Here is a 17,078-nt window from a genome sequence, read left to right as displayed (position 1 = left end):
TGGGCCCGCCTGCTTGCTGCGGGCAGGACGTGAGGATTTCGGTCGTTCCGGCGACCACGATCCTCAGCTCCTGTCCGACAGCAAGGGCTGCAGCCCGGGGCGGGCACGCCGGGCTAGCGTGTGGTGGGCTTGCCGTCGCAGCTGTAGACGACGACCTTCGCGTCGTCGTTGTCGTCGGCGTAGGTGATCTTCATCGTGTCCGCACGGATCCAGCCCGAGGTCTCGGTCCCGTCGAGCCGTGCCCACCACCAGACCTCGTTGGACTTCGTCACGACGTTGCACCACAGCCAGAACTTCCGGCCGCGGACGAAGGTGCCGAGGCTGTCGCAGCTCCCGGCCGGGCCCTCGCGAAGGTCGCCGACCTTGGTCAGGACGCCGAATCCGTCACTGTTCACCCTGGTGACGGGCTTGGCGGGGCATCCGAGTGGCTGGACGGCGGGCGGCGACGTCCGCACCGCCCGGACCGGACCGGCGCCAGCGGCAGCGTCGGCCGAGGTCCGCGGGTCCGGTGTCTCCTCCGGGTCTGACGATCCCTCGGGGTCCGATGGCTCCTCGGCGTCCCGGGCGGCTGCGGAGCTCGCCGGGGATACCCGGGTGCCGTCGGCCGCCGCGTTCTCCCGTGACGGTGTGACCACCAGCGCCACGGGCTCACCGCCGCCCATGGGCTTCGACAGCACCCAGACGAACACCGCGCTGACGATGACGAGCACGGCCATCAGGAAGGTGATGAGCCGGCGCCGACGCCGTCGCCGGAGCCGCCGGGACGCCCCTGCGTCGGCCTCGGCCTCGGCTTCGCCCCCGCTTCCTCCGGTTCCGTGGCTCGAGACGTGCCCTGAGCCTCCGGAGCTGCCCGAGCCTCCGGAGTTGCCTGAACTGCCCGAGCCGCCGTCGTCCGAGCGGTCCGAGCGGCCCGAGCTGTCCGAGTCGCCGGTGCTGCTGGCCGGACGTACCGACCGGGCCGATGCGGTCGACGCCGCCGATGGCGGCGGGGCCGCGGATCCACTCGGCCCCGCTCCCGCCCCTGCCTCTGCTCCCGCGCCGAACGCAGCCGCCGTACTCGCGGCTGCCGCTGGCCCTGGCAGGTGGGCGGGAACCCGTGCGGTCGCCGCGGCCACGCTGGTGGCACTGTCGGGGTCCCGGGAGCTGAAGACGTCCGGCGGAGCCGGGGAGCCCGCGGTGAGAGCCGCGGGGGCGCTCGCGGCCTCCAGCGCCCTGGGCACCCGAGGCGCGCACAGGGCCCGCGGCACCGGCGCCGCGTTGAGCGCCCGCGGCGCGCCGGCCGAGCCGAGGGCGCGTGGCGAGTGATGGGGCCGCGCGGTTGCTGGCACCGGAGCCGCCGGCGCGGAGGCGGGGTGCGGTCCCGCGATCAGATCGGTGGGGGAGGGCTCACTGGGGAACGGCGTGCCCAGGGCGTCCATGGCATCCGGAGCACCGGTCGGCGCCGACTGGAACATCGACGGAGGCGTCGCGAGCATGGTCGTCGACGGCGACGGCACCGTGGAGATCCGGTAGCGGGTGACCTCGGCCGCCACCGTCGGCGGCAGCCAGCCGCCCCCGGTCTGGAGGTACAGGTCGTCGGTGATCGCCGACCGGCACAGCTCGATGACCTGGGTGGACGTCGGCCGCTCCGCGGGATCCTTGGCCAGGCAGCGGGAGAGGACCTCGCGCACGTTGTCCGGGCAGTGCTCCCAGTCGGGCTGCTGGTGCTCGATGCGGTGAAAAACCGCGGCGTCGGATCCGAACGGCGGACGTCCCGTCAGCGCGTAATAGGCGGTCGAACCAAGCGCGAACACGTCGCCGGCGGCATCGATCTGCTTTCCGCGAACCTGTTCCGGTGACATGAATGCGGGTGTTCCTATGCGTACACCCGTTTGGGTCATAGCGGCGGTCGAGGTTTCGATGGCCCGCGCGACACCAAAATCAATAACCCGTGGGCCGTCGTCGGCGAGGATGACGTTGCCGGGTTTCAGGTCACGGTGGATCACACCGGACCGGTGGATGGACTGCAGCGCCTCGGCCACGCCGGCGATCAGCATGAGCACGGTCGCCGAGGGCAGCGCGCCCTGCCGGACGACGGCGACCGCCAGCGACGGCGCGGCGACGTAGGCGGTGGCGATCCACGGGCGCAGGGCCTCGGGGTCGGCGTCGATGACGGGAACCGTGTAGGGGCCCTGCACCCGGCGCGCGATCGCGACCTCTTTCGCGAACCGGCTGCGGAAGTCGGGATCGGCCGCCAGCTCCGGGCGCGCGACCTTGAGCGCGATCGGGCGCCCCCCCGGGGTGTACGACAGGTACACCGCGCCCATGCCGCCCTCGCCGATCCTTGCCCGCAGCAGATATCGGCTCACGCTGTGCGGATCATGCGGTGTCAGCGGGGTAAACACCGCATCGCGCACGGGTTCGATCCGACTGGCGTGCCCTGCCGGCTCGCCTGGACCGATCCCGATCGCGCTTGGCGGTGTGTTGTTCATCGTCCCCCTTCCGGGGCCGCGCCCAAATCGATACATCACATCGTCGTCGGGAACGACCAGGTCATCCGGTCATCGACAACGGCATGTCATCAGAAATGGGTTTAAAGCAGTCATCCGCATCTTATGGGCGCCTACCGGGCCAACCGCCTGTTCGTGCGGGTGGCGTAGCTCCGGTTCCACCTGCACCCACCCCCCGTCGGGGCGCCGAACAGAGCTGGTGACGGCGGGCCCGGTTGGCCAGCCACAGGCCCACGACCTGCGGGGAGTGCAGGTGTCGGGCAGCGGACAGCGGGGGCCGGGGCGACCGGCCTCGGCCTGGTCAGCGGGTGGGCATCGCGACGTCCGCCACCCCGACAGGTCGCCCGGAAGGGTGGGGCGGGGAGCAACGGCCCGGCCGGGTCAGGCGATCGGCACTGGTCCTCCGATCGGCACTGGTCCTCCGGTCAGCGCTGGTCGTCTGATCGGAACCGCCCGTCTGATCGGAACCGGCCGTCGATCCTCCGGTGCCGGCACCACCCGGATTGATCAGATCCGCGCGCGGGTGCGGCGGGCATCACGCAGGGCGGTGCCCCACCAGCTGAGCTCGTCGAGCAGGACCTTCGCGGCGGCTTCCGGCTCCCGCGGGTTGATCAGTGTGCCCGAACTGTCGAAGAGCTCGTAGTACCGGGGAAACGAGACGTGGTCGCGCAGCGTGTGCGCGTGCAGTTCGCCGAGCACCTGCCGCAGATGCTCGATCGCCAGCAGCCCGCCGCTGGCACCGCTGTAGCCGACGAATCCGACCGCCTTGGCCTGCCACTGCTCGTAGTACCAGTCGATCGCCGCCTTGATCGACGCGGGGTAGCTGCGGTTGTAGTCCGGCGTCACGATGACGTAGGCGTCGGCCGCGTCGAGGCGGCGGGTCAGCTCCGCCATGGCCGGCGGGCGGGTGAGGTCCGGTTGAAGAGCCGGCGGCGTCGCGGGCAGCGCGAGTGGAAGCGGGAAGTCGGCGAGGTCGATCAGATCGACGTTGTAGCTGCCATGCCGCTCCACCTGCTCCACGAACCACCGCGCCACGACGGGGCCGAACCGCCCCTCCCGCACGCTTCCGATGATCACGGCAAGATCCAGGGTCTCTTCGGACATCTGCCCGGCTCCTTCGACGAAGGCCTGTTGATCGGACGCCGGTCACGCTGCCAGCGGCCCGCCAGCGCCGGAAGGCCGCGCCGAGGCTGGTAGTGCCCGAGGCTGGTAGTGCCCGAGACTGGTAGTGCCCGAGACTGGTAGTGCCCGAGACTGGTAGTGCCCGAGGTTGGCCGAGACTGGTAGTGGCAGAGCCACGATCAGCTCACCGTCTCCGGGTTACCGTTCGGATCGTGGACGGAAACGAGCTGGGCACGTTCCTGCGCGCCCGGCGGGAGGCGGTGTCCCCGGCCGAGCTCGGGCTGCCGGTCGGCCCGCGGCGCCGTACCCCGGGGCTGCGTCGTTCCGAGGTGGCCACCCTCGCCGGGGTCAGCGTCGAATACGTGACCCGGCTCGAGCAGGGGCGCGACCGGCATCCGTCCCCGGCGGTGCTGTCCACGCTGGCTGATGTCCTCGGGCTCACCCCGCGCGAGCGCGTCCATCTCTACCGGCTGAGCAAGGGCACCACGGCGGGCTTCACCTGCCGGGGCGGCGCGGCACCGACCTCCGCGCTCCGGCCGGCCCTGCGGGCGTTGCTGGAACGCCTGGACCCCACCGTCGCCGTGGTGCTGAACCGGGTGACCGACGTTGTGGCCTGCACTGTGGCGTTCGAGCGGCTGGCCCGCCCGACCGGTCTGCTGGACGGCTGGCGCAGCCCTGGCGACCGCGACGGTGCGGGTGCGGGTGCGGGTGCGGCCAGCGGTGCGGTCGCGGTCAGCGGCGTGGGTGAGGTGGGTGAGGTGCCGAACGTGGCGCGCTTCGTCTTCACCGACAGCCGGGCCCGTTCCGTGCTGCCCGACTGGAGCCGTGCCGCCGACGAGATGGTGGCGGCGCTCAAACAGGGTCCGTTCCGCGCGGACAGGTACGTGGCGGCGCTCGCCGACGAGCTCACCCTCACCGCCGGCACGGCGTTCGGTGCCCGGATCACCGCGCTGACCGGCCTTCCCACGGCCAGCGGTGTCGTCCGCCTGTCGCATCCCACGGCCGGTCCGCTGAACCTCGCCGTCGAGACGCTGGAGCTGCCCGCCGACGACGACCTGCGCATCCTCGTCGGCCTGCCGGCGGACGCCGTCACGGCCGCCGCGCTGGACGGGCGACACGAGCCGTTGCGAGTGATATCGGGCGGTGCGGCACGAAAAGTCCGTCCGGCCTGACCGGAACGATCACACGAGGATACGCGGTGATGCCTCGTGCGTCAGCCGGCCCATCTGTGGGTGACTGGAATGGCGCTGGCAGCATGCGTGGTTGAAATCTCCGCGCCGCGCGACGAACCGGCGTCCGATGTGATCGTAGGGTGGACCTATGGCAGCGCACTTTGATCTGGTTGTCCTCGGTGGCGGGCCCGGCGGCTACGTCGCCGCGATCCGGGCGGCGCAGCTCGGGATGTCGGTCGCCGTTGTCGAGGAGAAGTACTGGGGCGGCGTGTGCCTCAACGTCGGCTGCATCCCCTCCAAGGCGCTGCTGCGCAACGCCGAGCTGGCCCACCTCTTCGCCCACGAGGCCAAGACCTTCGGTATCTCCGGGGAGGTGAGCTTCGACTTCGGCGCCGCGTTCGACCGCAGCCGCCAGGTGGCGGATGGCCGGGTCAAGGGCGTGCACTTCCTGATGAAGAAGAACAAGATCACGGAGTACACCGGCCGTGGCACCTTCCGTGACCCGAACACCCTTGACGTGGCGCTCTCCGGTGGTGGCAGCGACCAGGTGACCTTCGACAGCGTGATCATCGCGACCGGCTCGCGGGTGCGCCTGCTGCCCGGCGTGGAGCTGTCCGACAACGTCGTGACCTACGAGACGCAGATTCTCACCCGCGAACTCCCGCGTTCGATGGCGATCGTCGGTGCTGGGGCGATCGGTATGGAGTTCGCCTACGTCCTGCGCAACTACGGTGTCGACGTCACCATCATCGAGTTCCTCGACCGCCCCCTGCCCAACGAGGACGCCGACGTCTCCAAGGAGATCCTGCGTCAGTACAAGAAGCTGGGCGTGCCGATCCTGACGTCGACCAAGGTCGAGACGGTCAAGGACAACGGCTCGTCGGTGACGGTGGAGTACACCGGCAAGGACGGTGCCCGGGGCTCGATCGAGGTCGACAAGGTCCTCATGTCCATCGGGTTCGCGCCGAACGTCGAGGGCTTCGGCCTGGAGAACACCGGCGTCGCCCTGACGGACCGCGGCGCGATCGCGATCGACGACTACATGCGCACCAACGTCGAGCACATCTACGCGATCGGTGACGTGACGGCGAAGCTGATGCTGGCCCATGTGGCCGAGGCGCAGGGTGTCGTCGCCGCGGAGGCCATCGGTGGCGCCGAGACCAAGACGCTCGGCGACTACCGGATGATGCCGCGCGCCACGTTCTGCCAGCCCCAGGTCGCGAGCTTCGGCCTGACCGAGGCGCAGGCGCGGGAGGAGGGGCACGACATCAAGGTCGCGAAGTTCCCCTTCACCGCGAACGGGAAGGCGCACGGTCTCGGCGACGCCAGCGGATTCGTCAAGCTCATCTCCGACACGAAGTACGGGGAGCTGCTCGGCGGCCATCTGATCGGCCCGGATGTCTCCGAACTGCTGCCGGAGCTCACGCTCGCACAGAAGTGGGACCTCACCGCGTTCGAGCTCGCGCGCAACGTGCACACCCACCCGACCCTCAGCGAGGCCCTGCAGGAGGCGATCCACGGCCTCGCCGGCCACATGATCAACCTCTGACGGTCGCGGGTTGAACCGCTGGCAGGCCGGCAGGCCTGCCAGCGATCGTCTGCCGTCGGTGCTCGGCGCCCGGTGCTGGCGACGGCGGTGCCGGGGCCGGATTCGGTGTTCCGCCGCGGTGGACTACTCCGTCGTGAGCGACATCGTGTGTTCGACGAGATCGCGCAGAACCTGCGCGGTCGAGCCGGAGTCCCTGGCGTCACAGGTGACGAGCGGGACCTCCGGCCGCAGGCCCAGTGCCTCCCGGACGTCGGGAACCTCGTGCCACAGTTTGCCGTCGAAGCGGTTGATCGCGACGATGAACGGCAGCTCGGAGTCGTTCTCGAAGTAGTTCAGCGCGGTGAAGGACTCGTCCAGGCGGCGGCTGTCGACGAGGACGATGGCGCCCAGCGCGCCGCGGGACAGGTCGTCCCACAGGAACCAGAAGCGTGGCTGCCCCGGCGTGCCGAAGAGATAGAGAATCAGATCCGGGTACAGCGAGATGCGGCCGAAGTCCATGGTCACGGTCGTGGTGCTCTTGGCCTCGCTCCACGACAGGTCGTCGATGTCCTCGCTGGCCTCGGTCAACCACGCTTCCGTGCTCAGCGGCGGAATCTGGGAGACCGAGCGGACGAGCGTGGTCTTGCCGGCTCCGAATCCACCGGCAATCACGATCTTGGCTGAGATGGCCGGCGGTTGGGACATGTCCTCCGGTGCAGGCGGCCTGGTGGTCGACGCCTCCTGGGCCGCAGCCGTCGGTGTGGTCGCGGGAGCCGGTGGACCTGCGGTGCCTAACCGGCCTACGGCCGGCGGTGGGTCAGGCGGGGAGCTCGCGCAGGCCACTGAGGATCCTCTCCAACACGGTGTGATCATGGTCGAAGGTGTCGGCGGTGGGATGGAGGAGGACCGCTCCCTGCGCGGCGAGATCACCGACCAGGACGCGCACGACCCCGAGGGGGATCGAGAGCAGCGCGGACAGCTCGGCGATCGAGAGCCGACCCCGCGCCCGCTCGTAGAGCACCCGGGACTCGGGCATGAGGGATTCGCTGAGCGCCGGGTTGTACTGCGGAACGGAGACCATCGTCTCCATCAGCAACGGGTGCTGCGTCCGGGTACGGCCGCCGGTGAGGGCGTACGGGCGGATCCGTCGGCTCCGCGAGCCCTGCTTCTTCTCCGGTCCCGGTGCGTTCCGCGCGCCGCCAGCGGAACTGGTCGTCATGTCGGGCGTTCCCGGCTCGTGACCCGCCCGGCTCAGCTCAGGCTCGGCATCTGGGGCGCCACCAGCACCCGACGCAGATCCGCGCGCCGCTCCGGGGTGAGCGCGTGGCCGGCGTGCAGCACGAACTGGGTCATCTCGTAGGCGACCACCTTCATGTCGCAGTCCGGTCCGGTCAGCACCGCGAGGCCGGCCCCGTCGTTGATGGCCATGAACAGGAAGTAGCCACCGGTCAGGCGGACGATGATCTGTTCGCAGGTGCCCTTCGAGAACAGCTGGGCGCTGTTGCGGGCAAGGCTGATCATGGCGCTGGCGATCGCCGCGAGCTGGTCGCGCTCCGCCGACGAGACGCCGTCGGAGGCGGTGAGGGACAGCCCGTCCGCGGAGAGGATCAGGGCATGGGTGACGCCATGGACCTTGCCCACGAAGTCGTTGATCAACCAGCGGAAATCAAAGTCCGCCGGGCGGTGGATCTGATCCGTCACAGGTCCTTTTCCCCTCGCTGGTGCTTGTGCGCAGTCCGTTCGCCTTCGGTGAAGGCGTCGAGATCCGCGAGCAGTCTCGCGTGGTCGGCGGCTCTGCGTTCGGTGCGAGCCGCCGGTGAGTCAGAGTCGGAAGCGTTGGGCTCGTGGCCACGGGGTCCGCTGCCGTTGAGCTTCGTTCCATCGAGCTTGGTGCCGTTGAGCTTGGAGCTGTTGAGCCTGGTGCCGTTGACGCGGGTGTCGCCGGGTTCGTTGCCGTCCAGCTTGTTCCTGTCCGGATCGGGTTCGTTCGAACCGTGCTCGTGCACGCCAGGTGCGTCTGTGCCGATCGGTAATCCGGTCGTTGTCGGGTCGGTCGTTGTCAGGTCTGTCCTCGCTGTGCCCGCATCCGCATCCGTGGGCTCGGCAGCAGTGGGCTCGGCCGCTGTGGACTTCGCCGCCGTCTGCGGTGCTGGTGCGTCCGCTGCCGGCACGTCGGCCGCGGCAGGGTGCGCCGCGGCACCGGCCGGGGGGCTCGCCGGGTTTCGCAGGCTGCGGGATACGCGGCGAGGCAGACCGGTCGCGGTCGTCCCGTCCGTCAGAGCATGCGGGGGTGGCGGGCCGGCGGGCAGGCCTGCGCCGTCACCCGCGCTCGGGACGGGCCCGGTAGCCGTGGTGGCGTCCGAAGACGTCGGTTTCGCCGCCCCACCGAACAGCGTCGAGGGCGGTTGCCGTTGCTCCGTGCCCTGACTTGTGTTTCCCATCCCGGCTGCGCGGCGCAGGGCCGACAGTCGGAACGCGTTGCTGTGCGGTGCGGGCAGCGTGGCGCCGGGAGGTTCGGGGCGCCCGCGATCGGAATCGGCCTCCTCACTGCTGCGCACCGTCTGAGTGCCTGACCAGTTGCCCTCGGGGAGCTCACAGACCAGCCCGGACGGAATCAGTACCGAGGCGGTCGTACCGTGGGGCTGGCGGGAGTCCAGCCAGATCCGCAGGCCGTGCCGAATCGCCAGTCGGTGGACCACGGCCAGACCCATGTGCCGCACGGCGTCGTCATCCAGGACGGGCTCCTCGGCCAGCCGCGTGTTGAACTGTTCGAGCCGTTCCGGGGGCAGGCCGATGCCTTCGTCCTCGACCCGCAGCAGGGCGCTGCCGGTCTCGGTGAGATGGACCCCGACGCGCACCGGCGTGGTGGGCGGGGACGATTTGGTCGCGTTGTCCAACAGTTCGGCGAGGACCCGCCCAAGGTCCTCAGCGGCGAACCCGATGATGCCGAGCGAGACCACCTTGCCGATCGTGACCCTGGAGAAATGGTCGATGGAGGACATCGCCGCGCGCACGACATCGACGAAAGCGGTGCTGTCGGCGGCGTCCTCGCTGGCATCGTGGCCGGCGAGCACGCGCAGGTTCTCGGCATTGCGGCGCAGCCGGGCGGCGAGGTGGTCGAGTCGGTACAGCTCCGCCAGCCGGTCGGCGTCCTCCTCTGCACTCTCCATCTCCTCGAGCTGGGAGAGCAGAAGATCGACGAGGTTGAGGTCACGAAGCGCGATGTCCGCGCAGATCGCGGAGAGCACCTCGGCGGTGGTGGACGGCTCGGACGCTGCGGGCGGCTGGGATGTCGCGGGTGGCTCGGGCGCCGTCGCGGCGAGTCCGGGGGAGACCGTTGTACTCGGGAGCGCGCGCCGCTCGAGCCCGACAGCCCGGATGCCGGGCCGGGTCGGGGCCACCGCTGAGACGATGGTGGGCTCGCTGCGAGCCGCCTCGCGCGTGGGCGGGCTCGGCGCGTCCTCGAGGGCGGGCCGATCGGTGGTGCTGTCGCGGGATGCTCCCAGGAGCGCGCGTGATCGGTTGAGCAGATCTCGTGCCCGCGTCGTCATCGCGTCCCACAACTCTCGTCGGGTCTGGGAACCAGCCGCCTCCGGTGGCCCCGTTGGGAGGCTATGCAACCAGAAAGTCTCGTTTATGTTCAACTGCGACTTTTGGCGATCATCTCCCTGATGCTCCGGTGTGTTTCCGATGTTTTCGGTTTGATTCGTCCGGGTACTCCGAAGGGTCGCGGTGCGTAAAGACGGACTCCGCCGACCCGTGTGTGCAGGTGCACGTGCAAAAGCCGCCCAGGATGGTGGGGTCCGAACGAACGGGCAGGCGAACGAGCAGGCGAACCGGTAGACGGCCAGGTAGTGGCTGCATCCGACGGCCTCGCATCCGACATCTCGCCTCCCGAGGTGTCCGGCCCGCCGCGTGGCCCGCACGTCGCGGCACCGCGTCCGCGCCCGTCACCGTCGTTGGGTGGTGTGGGTGTCAGGTCCGACGGCCTCCTGGATACTCCGGGTGCGGATCAGGCAGGCTGACCATCTTCGCTATATCAACCCTCGAAGACGTCGAAATGCAACGGGACGATGCCGGCGAGTCCGACCGGGCGGCGGACCCCAGGGATATGAACTGTGACCACCGCGTCAACCTGGTATCGGCCGGCCGGGCGCCCCGAGTCCGCCAGGTGGATCGACGTCGCGGCTCCGGACACGGTGCCGCGGGCGCGAAGCGGCGACGGCATCTCCTGGCCGACGCTGATCTGGGCGCTGGAACACGCCGCCGCACCAGAATGCGGCATGGATCTGGTCAGCGGGCTCACCCGGGCGACGGCCCGGAATTCGAGCTGGTCTGACCGGTGTGGCGACGGCCTTTCTCCAACGTGTAGAAAGAGCCGGACATCAAAGGGAGATCCAGCCGTCGGCGAGCTCGGCCTGACCTCGGCAAGGAGATCCAGGTGGGTCGGTGCGATCTGGGGGATATCGACCGCGGCGATCGTCCGATCTTCGCTCCTGGGCGGACGGATGAGACCTGTCAGCTGGGATTCGACAAAGGTAACCAGCTCAGCGGGCCGCCAGGACGGCCAGCGTGCTTCGGTCTGCCCCCGCACCGCGCGGATGCTGGTGCTGCGGACTCCGTCCGCATCGACCAGGAGTCGAAGCACGAAACTTTCCTCACGCTGTCCCTCCCCGGTCGGCTCCCCGCCGCTTTCGACCTGCGGGGGGGACGTCTGCGGACCCTCGGCGTGCTGTTCTCCTGCCGGGTCGTCCGTTGCGGGAAACCCGGTCTGAAGGGGGATCTTGCCTGTCCGGGTCCCCGTCGGATCGCGCTGTTCACCGGAATATCTCATGTCATTCTCGCTGACGTGTTCGGTGGCGGTTGTGGGTAAAGGATCGACGCGCATTCAGGCGGGCCCTGTGGTGATATCGGATATCGCCGGGGCCGGCAGGTGCCCGGCGTTCTCACCGTTAGGCCCATGATTTCGCGCCATCGGGCCCTCGCGGGTTCACGCCTGCGTTCGTGCGGCACTTCGTCCCTTGTTCCGGTGTTCGCGCCGGCGGGGGCTGCCGGGAGGCCGGCCGCGCAGGGGCGTGCTGTGGCGCGTCCCGGCCGCCAAGGTGCGGCGGCGGCCGGGACGCGTGGTCTCCAGGCAGGTCACCGTCGCTACGGGTCGGCTACGGCTCGTAGATGTGGAGGTAGCGCGGCTCGGTGTCAGCCGCCAGCGGGAATCGACGCTCGGCGGCGACCGGGCTGACCAGGGTGAACTTGACGAACGCGCCGATCTGGTAGATGCCGGGCGGCAGGCTGCCGGCGGGTATCTCCCGCTCGGTCTCCGCCTGCGAATAGACGTGCCTCCCGAAGACCGTGGACTCCTTACGGGGCGCGATCACATACGGCGGGCGCGGTGCGTCGACTGCGTTCGCCCAGTATCGGACCTCGTAGCTGAGGAAATCCTCGAGCAGATGGAGGTCGGGGGTCAACAACGAGAACTCGACCCACAGCTTGAACGGGTCCCCCAGCTCGATGATGCTGGGCGGGTTGATTCCACTGCCATCGGCGATCTGGACGACATCGCTGATCTCGATCTTTCCCTGTGGTTCTCCGGATCGTGGCACCGCTCGGTGTCCCCTCATGTCGGTGTTGTCGCTCGCCGCCGGGCGAGCCGGGTATGCACTCTGTCTAAACGGACCCGATTAATGATCTTGCTGGTCGGGCTTAAGGCTCGGCGCGTTCTGGTTAAGGGGCCGGGTCGGGGGTGCCGTCGGTCGATCACCGCTGGTCAGTGAGCTGGAATCACCCGTGCTACTGGGTGGCGAGTTCTTCGTCGTCGCCGATGGCGAGGTGCGCCAGGAACCCGGCAGCCTGGTCGCCGCAGGAAACAAACGGTCATCCCCGTGGCGCACCATGGCCGGCACAGGCGTCTGGACGGTTGCTCTCGTCGCCAGGCCGGCGGAAAGACGGAGTATTTCTGATCCGCGGGTGATAAAGATGTTGCCTGCTGCTCGACAGCGCTTCCGGGGGATGGGCAGCTGGGGGACGTATGCTTGCGGGCAAGATGCTGGAGCCCGTCGCGGGCCAGGCCGTGGCCACGCATTCGGTATTCACGGAGGCGGCACGCGGCGGAGTTACCGTCCTTGTGGCCGCACCGGGAAGCCTGCTTACCGAGGGTTTGGCGACAGCCCTGACGGAAGTGGGGCGGCGGCCGGTCTGGCTGCGCCTCGGTGTCGAGGACCGCGACCCCGCGACCCTGCTCATGACGATGGTGGCCGCGGTGCGGCGCCAGCTACCCGGCTTCGGCGCCGCGCTGCTGGCACGGTCCGGTGCGTGGCCGGGGTCGATCTTCGGCTGGGACGGGCTCTACCAGGCCCTCGGAGCGGCGCTGGCCGACCAGCTCCCGTCGGACGCGGCGCTGGTCCTGGAGAACGCGGACCGCGTGGACCCGCACGGTCCGTCCCTGGAGCTGGCCTGCAGACATGTCCTCCCGGCACTGCCGGCGGCGACGCCGCGGGTCGTGATCGGGCACGCGACGCTGCCGGGCGTCGGTGTGCTGAAAGCCGACCGGGTGCCCACCGCTGCGCAGTTGGAAGCGCCTGATCCCGCGGTCGCCCTGCCTGCCGGTCTCGGCCGGTGGCGGTGGCGTGCCGCCACTCTGCTGCGCCGGTCCGCCGCCGTCCGCGCCGTGCTCGCCTTCGCCCGATCGTCGCTCACGGACAGCGAGATCGTCCGCGTCTTCCGTGCCTCCTCGCTGCCCGAGGTACTGACAGCGGTGGCTCAGACAGCCCTGTCCCGCGTTGACGCGGGCTCGCGCCGCGCCCTGGCCCGGATCCTGCGGGTGGGCTATGCGGCGGTGGACGACCACGATCACGAACACGACCGCGTGTACGGAAAGATCCAGGGGCCCTGGTTCCAGCCACTCGTCGGCGGCTGGTCGCGCATCCGGACCGTCTGGCAGGCGCCGCTGGCCGCCGCCCTCGCCGGCGATGTCCACCTGGACCGTGACACGGAGCGCGGGATCGCGCTCGGCCTGCTGCGGCGCGGTGCCGTCGAACGCGCGATTCCGCTGCTTGCCGGCCTTGACGATCAACCGACCCTGGTGTGGGCACTGCGCCAGGTGGCTGACGACATGATCGCCAGTGGTCAGTGGGGCACCCTCGGGCGTTGGCTGGACGGGCTTTCCGCCGATGCCCTGGAGGCCGAACCGGTCCTGCTGGACGCGGCCGCCCACGTCGCGTTCTCCCGAGGCCGGACAGATCTCGCCCGATGCTGGCTCGACATGACGGCAACGGCCGGGCAGCGCCGGCAGGATGCACCGCGCCGGCAGGAGGGGATACCCGGGCTGCCCGGGCTGCCCGGAGCGTCGGGGCAGCATGGTCGTCACGGCCATCGCGGGGAGCACGGGCCGCCCGAGGCGGCCTCCCGGCGGCTCCTCGCCGCCAGCCGGCTCACCGCGATCACCGGTGATCTGGCTGGCGCGACCAGCCGGGCCGAACAGGCCGAGGCGCTCGCCCGGGTGTCCGGCGACGCGACGGTGGAGGCCGCCGCGGCCTGGCATCTGGGCGGGCTCCATGTGCTGGGCGGCGATCCGGAGACCGCGGCGGGTTTCTTCCAGGCCGCTGTGAAGGCGGTGCCGACGGGACCGGCCAGCGGATCGCCCATGGTGGCCGAGGCGGACCGGCTGGTTCGGCGGGTCGTCGACCTCCGCCGGGACAGGCGTGAGCATGCCGCGGCCGCGGCGGAGCTCGCCCGTTCGGAGGAGGCGACCATGGCGTTGCTGCGCGCCCACCTGTCCACGGCGTTCAGCGCGCCGAGGTTCGCGGAGGAACCGGGCCCGGCGGCCGGTGCCGCCGCGGCTGGCGAGGCAGGTGGCGATCCGGCCGGTGCGGGCGGTCGGACAGCGACCGGGTTGTCGGTGGACCTGAGTGTCGTCACGCAGCGCCGTCCGGCCGACGCCGCGATGGACGGCTGCGCCCGGCCGGAGATGGTCGTCCATGTCCTGGGCCCGCTGTCGGTCGCGGTGAACGGGCGGCCGGTGGCGGGCTGGGGCTCACGGCAGCGTGCGCTGCTGGCCTACCTGGTGTTGCACCGTGCGGACACGCCTGTGCGCGAGGTCGTCATGGAGGCGTTCTGGCCGGGCGTGGATCCCGCCGCGGCGCGTAACAGCCTCCAGGTCGCGGTCTCCGGCCTGCGCCGGGTGCTGCGGGAGACGACCCGAGGCCCGGTCGTGGTGTTCGAACGCGGCATCTACCGCCTTGCCCCCGACGTGGCGGTCTCCGTCGACGCGGACGTGTTCGAACATCATGTGCGGGCGGGACGGCGGCTCACCGACCTGGGACGCCACGACGACGCGGTGGCCGAGTGGGAGGCGGCGGTCGCGCTCTACCGCGGCGACTTCCTGGCCGGCACGCGAACCGACGACTGGATGGTGCTGCCGCGGGAGCAGTTCCGCCTGACCCATCTTGAGGCCCTCGACCAGCTCAGCTCGCTGTACTTCGGCACCCGGCGTTACGCGATGTGCGCGTTGCTGTGCCGGCAGATCCTCGACCGCGACCCGTGCCGGGAGGACGCGCACCGCCGCCTGATGCGCTGCCACAGCCGGCAGGGCCAGCCCCATCTGGCGCTGCTGCAGTTCCGTACCTGCGCCGAGGTGCTGGCCCGCGAACTGCGGGTGGCCCCGGGCCCGGCGACGATCCGCCTGCAGGAGAAGATCCGCCGACACGAGCCGATCTGAGTTGATCTGAGCCGCGCCCGGCGGCGAGGTCAGGCCGGCTCCGGCTCGGTCACCTCCGGTTCGGTCGGTTCCGGTTCGGCAGGGTCCGTCCCGCTGGGCTTCTCGGCCTCGGTGAGGGTGTCGAGGATCTGCTGCCCGAACTTGGCGAGCTTGTTCTCGCCGACACCGCTGATGGCCGCGAGCTCCGGGAGCGACGTCGGTGTTCGGGTGGCGATCTCGCGCAGGGTGGCGTCATGGAAGATCATGTAGGCGGGGATGCCCACTTCCTTGGCGGTCGCCCCCCGCCAGGACCGCAGCCGTTCGAACACCGGCTGCGCCTGCGCGGAAAGCTCGACCGGCTCGGCGCGACGGGCCTTGGGCGCCGCGCCGCCTCCGCCGGCCGTACGGGGCGCACGCTCGGGTTCGCGCCGCATCGACACGACCCGCTCCTTGCGCAGGACCTCCGCGCTCGTGTCGGTGAGCAGCAGCGTGCCGTGCTCGCCCTCCACCGCCAGCAGCCCCTGCGCCAACAGCTGGCGGACGACTCCGCGCCAGGCGGCCTCGCTGAGTTCGGTGCCGATACCGAACACGGTGAGTGTGTCGTGACTGTGCTGGCTGACCTTGGGGGTACGCCGGCCCAGCAGGATGTCGATGAGGTGGCCGGCGCCGAACTTCTGCCGGCGTTCCCGCTGCAGCCGCAGTACCGCCGAGAGCAGCTTCTGCGCGGGCACGGTCGCGTCCCAGGACTGCTGCGGGTGCAGGCAGGTGTCACAGTTTCCGCACGGGGCCGACAGCTGCTGCCCGAAGTACGACAGCAGCCCGATGCGGCGGCATTCGACCGTCTCGCACAGCGCGAGCATCGCGTCGAGGTGGTGGCTGAGGCGTCGGCGGTGCGCGGCGTCACCCTCCGAGGACTCGATGAGCCGCCGGAGCTGGACGACGTCCTGCAGGCCGTAGGCGAGCCACGCGGTGGCGCGCTGACCGTCCCGACCCGCGCGGCCGGTCTCCTGGTAGTAGCCCTCGATCGACTTGGGCAGGTCGAGATGGGCGACGAACCGCACGTCCGGCTTGTCGATTCCCATCCCGAAGGCGATGGTCGCGACCATCACCAGGCCGTCCTCGCGCAGGAACCGGGCCTGGTGCTCGGCACGGATCCGCGCGTCGAGACCGGCGTGGTAGGGCAGTGCCGTGATGCCGTTGGCGACCAGATAGTCCGCCGTCTTCTCGACCGAGGAGCGGGACAGGCAGTAGACGATGCCCGCGTCCGCCGCGTGCTCGGTGCGCAGGAACTCCAGCAGCTGCGCCTTCGGCTCCCGCTTCGCCACCATGCGGTACTGGATGTTGGGGCGGTCGAAGTCCGCGACGAAGTGCTGGGCGTTCTCCAGCCCGAGCCGGGTGGTGATCTCCTTGTGAGTCGCCGGCGTGGCGGTGGCGGTCAGCGCGATGCGCGGCACCTCGGGCCAGTGCTGGCGCAGCTCGGACAGCAGCAGGTAGTCGGGACGGAAGTCGTGCCCCCACTGCGCGACGCAGTGCGCCTCGTCGATCGCGAACAACGCGATCTCGCCCCGGTCGAGCAGCTCCGCGGTGGAACGCAGCCGTAGCCGCTCGGGGGCCAGGTAGAGCAGGTCGAGCTCCCCGGCGACGAACGCGGCCTCCACCTCGCGGCGTGCGGCGTCGTCCTGGGTGGAGTTGAGGAAGCCCGCCTGGACGCCCAGCGCGCGCAACGCGTCCACCTGGTCCTGCATGAGTGCGATCAGCGGTGAGACGACCACGCCGGTGCCCGGGCGCACCAGCGCCGGAATCTGGTAGCACAGTGACTTGCCGCCCCCCGTCGGCATCAGCACCAGCGCGTCACCACCGCCGACGACATGCTCGATGATCTGGCGCTGACCGTCGCGGAAGGACTCGTAGCCGAAGACCCGGCGCAGCACATCGGTGGCGTCACGCGGGGTCCGAACGGATGGCAGGGTCACCGGGCCACTGTAGAAGGGGCGCCCGCGGCGGCGATGACGGGCGGGGCGTCTGTGGACAACGTGAAACGGTCTGGTCGCCCTGGTCGCCGCACCGGTCGGCCC

Annotated in this window: 12 protein-coding genes; 3 read left to right on the top strand and 9 right to left on the bottom strand. The window is 70.4% G+C overall.

All coding sequences use genetic code 11. The annotated features are described in order from the left end of the window. Positions 1-113: 113 nt before the first annotated feature. Positions 114-2,471 carry a serine/threonine-protein kinase gene (locus tag ACG83_RS01570; protein ID WP_054564364.1) on the bottom strand — a complete coding sequence of 786 codons (2,358 nt, stop codon included), beginning with the start codon at positions 2,469-2,471 and terminating at the stop codon, positions 114-116. Positions 2,472-2,996: 525 nt separating this feature from the next. Continuing rightward, positions 2,997-3,593, bottom strand: a complete 597-nt coding sequence (locus tag ACG83_RS01565; RefSeq protein WP_054564363.1) for an NADPH-dependent FMN reductase — start codon at positions 3,591-3,593, stop codon at positions 2,997-2,999. Between the two features lie 230 nt (positions 3,594-3,823). On the opposite strand from ACG83_RS01565, the gene ACG83_RS01560 reads away from it, so the two are divergent. Beyond that, positions 3,824-4,783 (top strand): helix-turn-helix domain-containing protein, encoded by a 960-nt coding sequence (locus ACG83_RS01560; protein WP_054564362.1) that lies wholly within the window; start codon positions 3,824-3,826, stop codon positions 4,781-4,783. A 148-nt stretch (positions 4,784-4,931) separates the two neighbouring features. Then, positions 4,932-6,332, top strand: a complete 1,401-nt coding sequence (gene lpdA, locus ACG83_RS01555; RefSeq protein ID WP_054564361.1) for a dihydrolipoyl dehydrogenase — start codon at positions 4,932-4,934, stop codon at positions 6,330-6,332. 123 nt (positions 6,333-6,455) lie between these two features. Here the strand turns inward: lpdA and ACG83_RS01550 are convergent, their stop codons facing one another. The 6 genes from ACG83_RS01550 to ACG83_RS01525 form a co-directional block, all read right to left on the bottom strand. Beyond that, the gene (locus ACG83_RS01550; RefSeq protein ID WP_054564360.1) at positions 6,456-7,016 is read right to left on the bottom strand and encodes an ATP/GTP-binding protein; all 561 of its coding nucleotides are present in this window, start codon (positions 7,014-7,016) and stop codon (positions 6,456-6,458) included. Positions 7,017-7,128: 112 nt separating this feature from the next. After that, complete coding sequence (locus ACG83_RS01545; protein ID WP_054564359.1) at positions 7,129-7,530, bottom strand: DUF742 domain-containing protein; 402 nt, start codon at positions 7,528-7,530, stop codon at positions 7,129-7,131. 32 nt (positions 7,531-7,562) lie between these two features. Beyond that, the gene (locus tag ACG83_RS01540) at positions 7,563-8,012 is read right to left on the bottom strand and encodes a roadblock/LC7 domain-containing protein (protein ID WP_006544034.1); all 450 of its coding nucleotides are present in this window, start codon (positions 8,010-8,012) and stop codon (positions 7,563-7,565) included. After that, positions 8,009-9,862 (bottom strand): sensor histidine kinase KdpD, encoded by a 1,854-nt coding sequence (locus ACG83_RS01535; RefSeq protein WP_054564358.1) that lies wholly within the window; start codon positions 9,860-9,862, stop codon positions 8,009-8,011. Before ACG83_RS01535 ends, ACG83_RS01540 begins: the two co-directional genes overlap by 4 nt. A 488-nt stretch (positions 9,863-10,350) precedes the next feature. After that, a complete protein-coding gene (locus ACG83_RS43770; protein WP_152991223.1) occupies positions 10,351-10,596 on the bottom strand; it encodes a hypothetical protein in 246 nt (81 codons plus the stop codon). An 874-nt stretch (positions 10,597-11,470) separates the two neighbouring features. Further along, the gene (locus ACG83_RS01525) at positions 11,471-11,911 is read right to left on the bottom strand and encodes a hypothetical protein (protein ID WP_054564356.1); all 441 of its coding nucleotides are present in this window, start codon (positions 11,909-11,911) and stop codon (positions 11,471-11,473) included. Positions 11,912-12,336: 425 nt separating this feature from the next. Here ACG83_RS01525 and ACG83_RS01520 point away from each other — a divergent pair, with 425 nt between their 5' ends. After that, positions 12,337-15,024: a BTAD domain-containing putative transcriptional regulator gene (locus ACG83_RS01520; protein ID WP_054564355.1), complete on the top strand. Its 2,688-nt coding sequence runs from the start codon at positions 12,337-12,339 to the stop codon at positions 15,022-15,024. Between the two features lie 29 nt (positions 15,025-15,053). Here the strand turns inward: ACG83_RS01520 and recQ are convergent, their stop codons facing one another. After that, positions 15,054-16,976: a DNA helicase RecQ gene (gene recQ, locus ACG83_RS01515; protein WP_235497511.1), complete on the bottom strand. Its 1,923-nt coding sequence runs from the start codon at positions 16,974-16,976 to the stop codon at positions 15,054-15,056. Positions 16,977-17,078 lie beyond the last annotated feature (102 nt).

It is taken from the genome of Frankia sp. R43 (genome assembly GCF_001306465.1).
Classification (GTDB): domain Bacteria; phylum Actinomycetota; class Actinomycetes; order Frankiales; family Frankiaceae; genus Parafrankia; species Parafrankia irregularis.
Note: the sequence above shows the minus strand (reverse complement) of the source record. Positions and strands in the feature narration are given on the sequence as shown.

What these genes read in the sequence shown, in the direction of transcription:
- ACG83_RS01545 (WP_054564359.1), bottom strand. Translation starts at nt 7,530, where the DNA reads ATGACGACCAGTTCCGCTGGCGGCGCGCGGAACGCACCGGGACCGGAG.
- ACG83_RS01570 (WP_054564364.1), bottom strand. Translation starts at nt 2,471, where the DNA reads ATGAACAACACACCGCCAAGCGCGATCGGGATCGGTCCAGGCGAGCCG.
- lpdA (WP_054564361.1), top strand. Translation starts at nt 4,932, where the DNA reads ATGGCAGCGCACTTTGATCTGGTTGTCCTCGGTGGCGGGCCCGGCGGC.
- ACG83_RS01520 (WP_054564355.1), top strand. Translation starts at nt 12,337, where the DNA reads ATGCTTGCGGGCAAGATGCTGGAGCCCGTCGCGGGCCAGGCCGTGGCC.
- ACG83_RS01535 (WP_054564358.1), bottom strand. Translation starts at nt 9,862, where the DNA reads ATGACGACGCGGGCACGAGATCTGCTCAACCGATCACGCGCGCTCCTG.
- ACG83_RS43770 (WP_152991223.1), bottom strand. Translation starts at nt 10,596, where the DNA reads ATGCCGCATTCTGGTGCGGCGGCGTGTTCCAGCGCCCAGATCAGCGTC.
- ACG83_RS01565 (WP_054564363.1), bottom strand. Translation starts at nt 3,593, where the DNA reads ATGTCCGAAGAGACCCTGGATCTTGCCGTGATCATCGGAAGCGTGCGG.
- ACG83_RS01550 (WP_054564360.1), bottom strand. Translation starts at nt 7,016, where the DNA reads ATGTCCCAACCGCCGGCCATCTCAGCCAAGATCGTGATTGCCGGTGGA.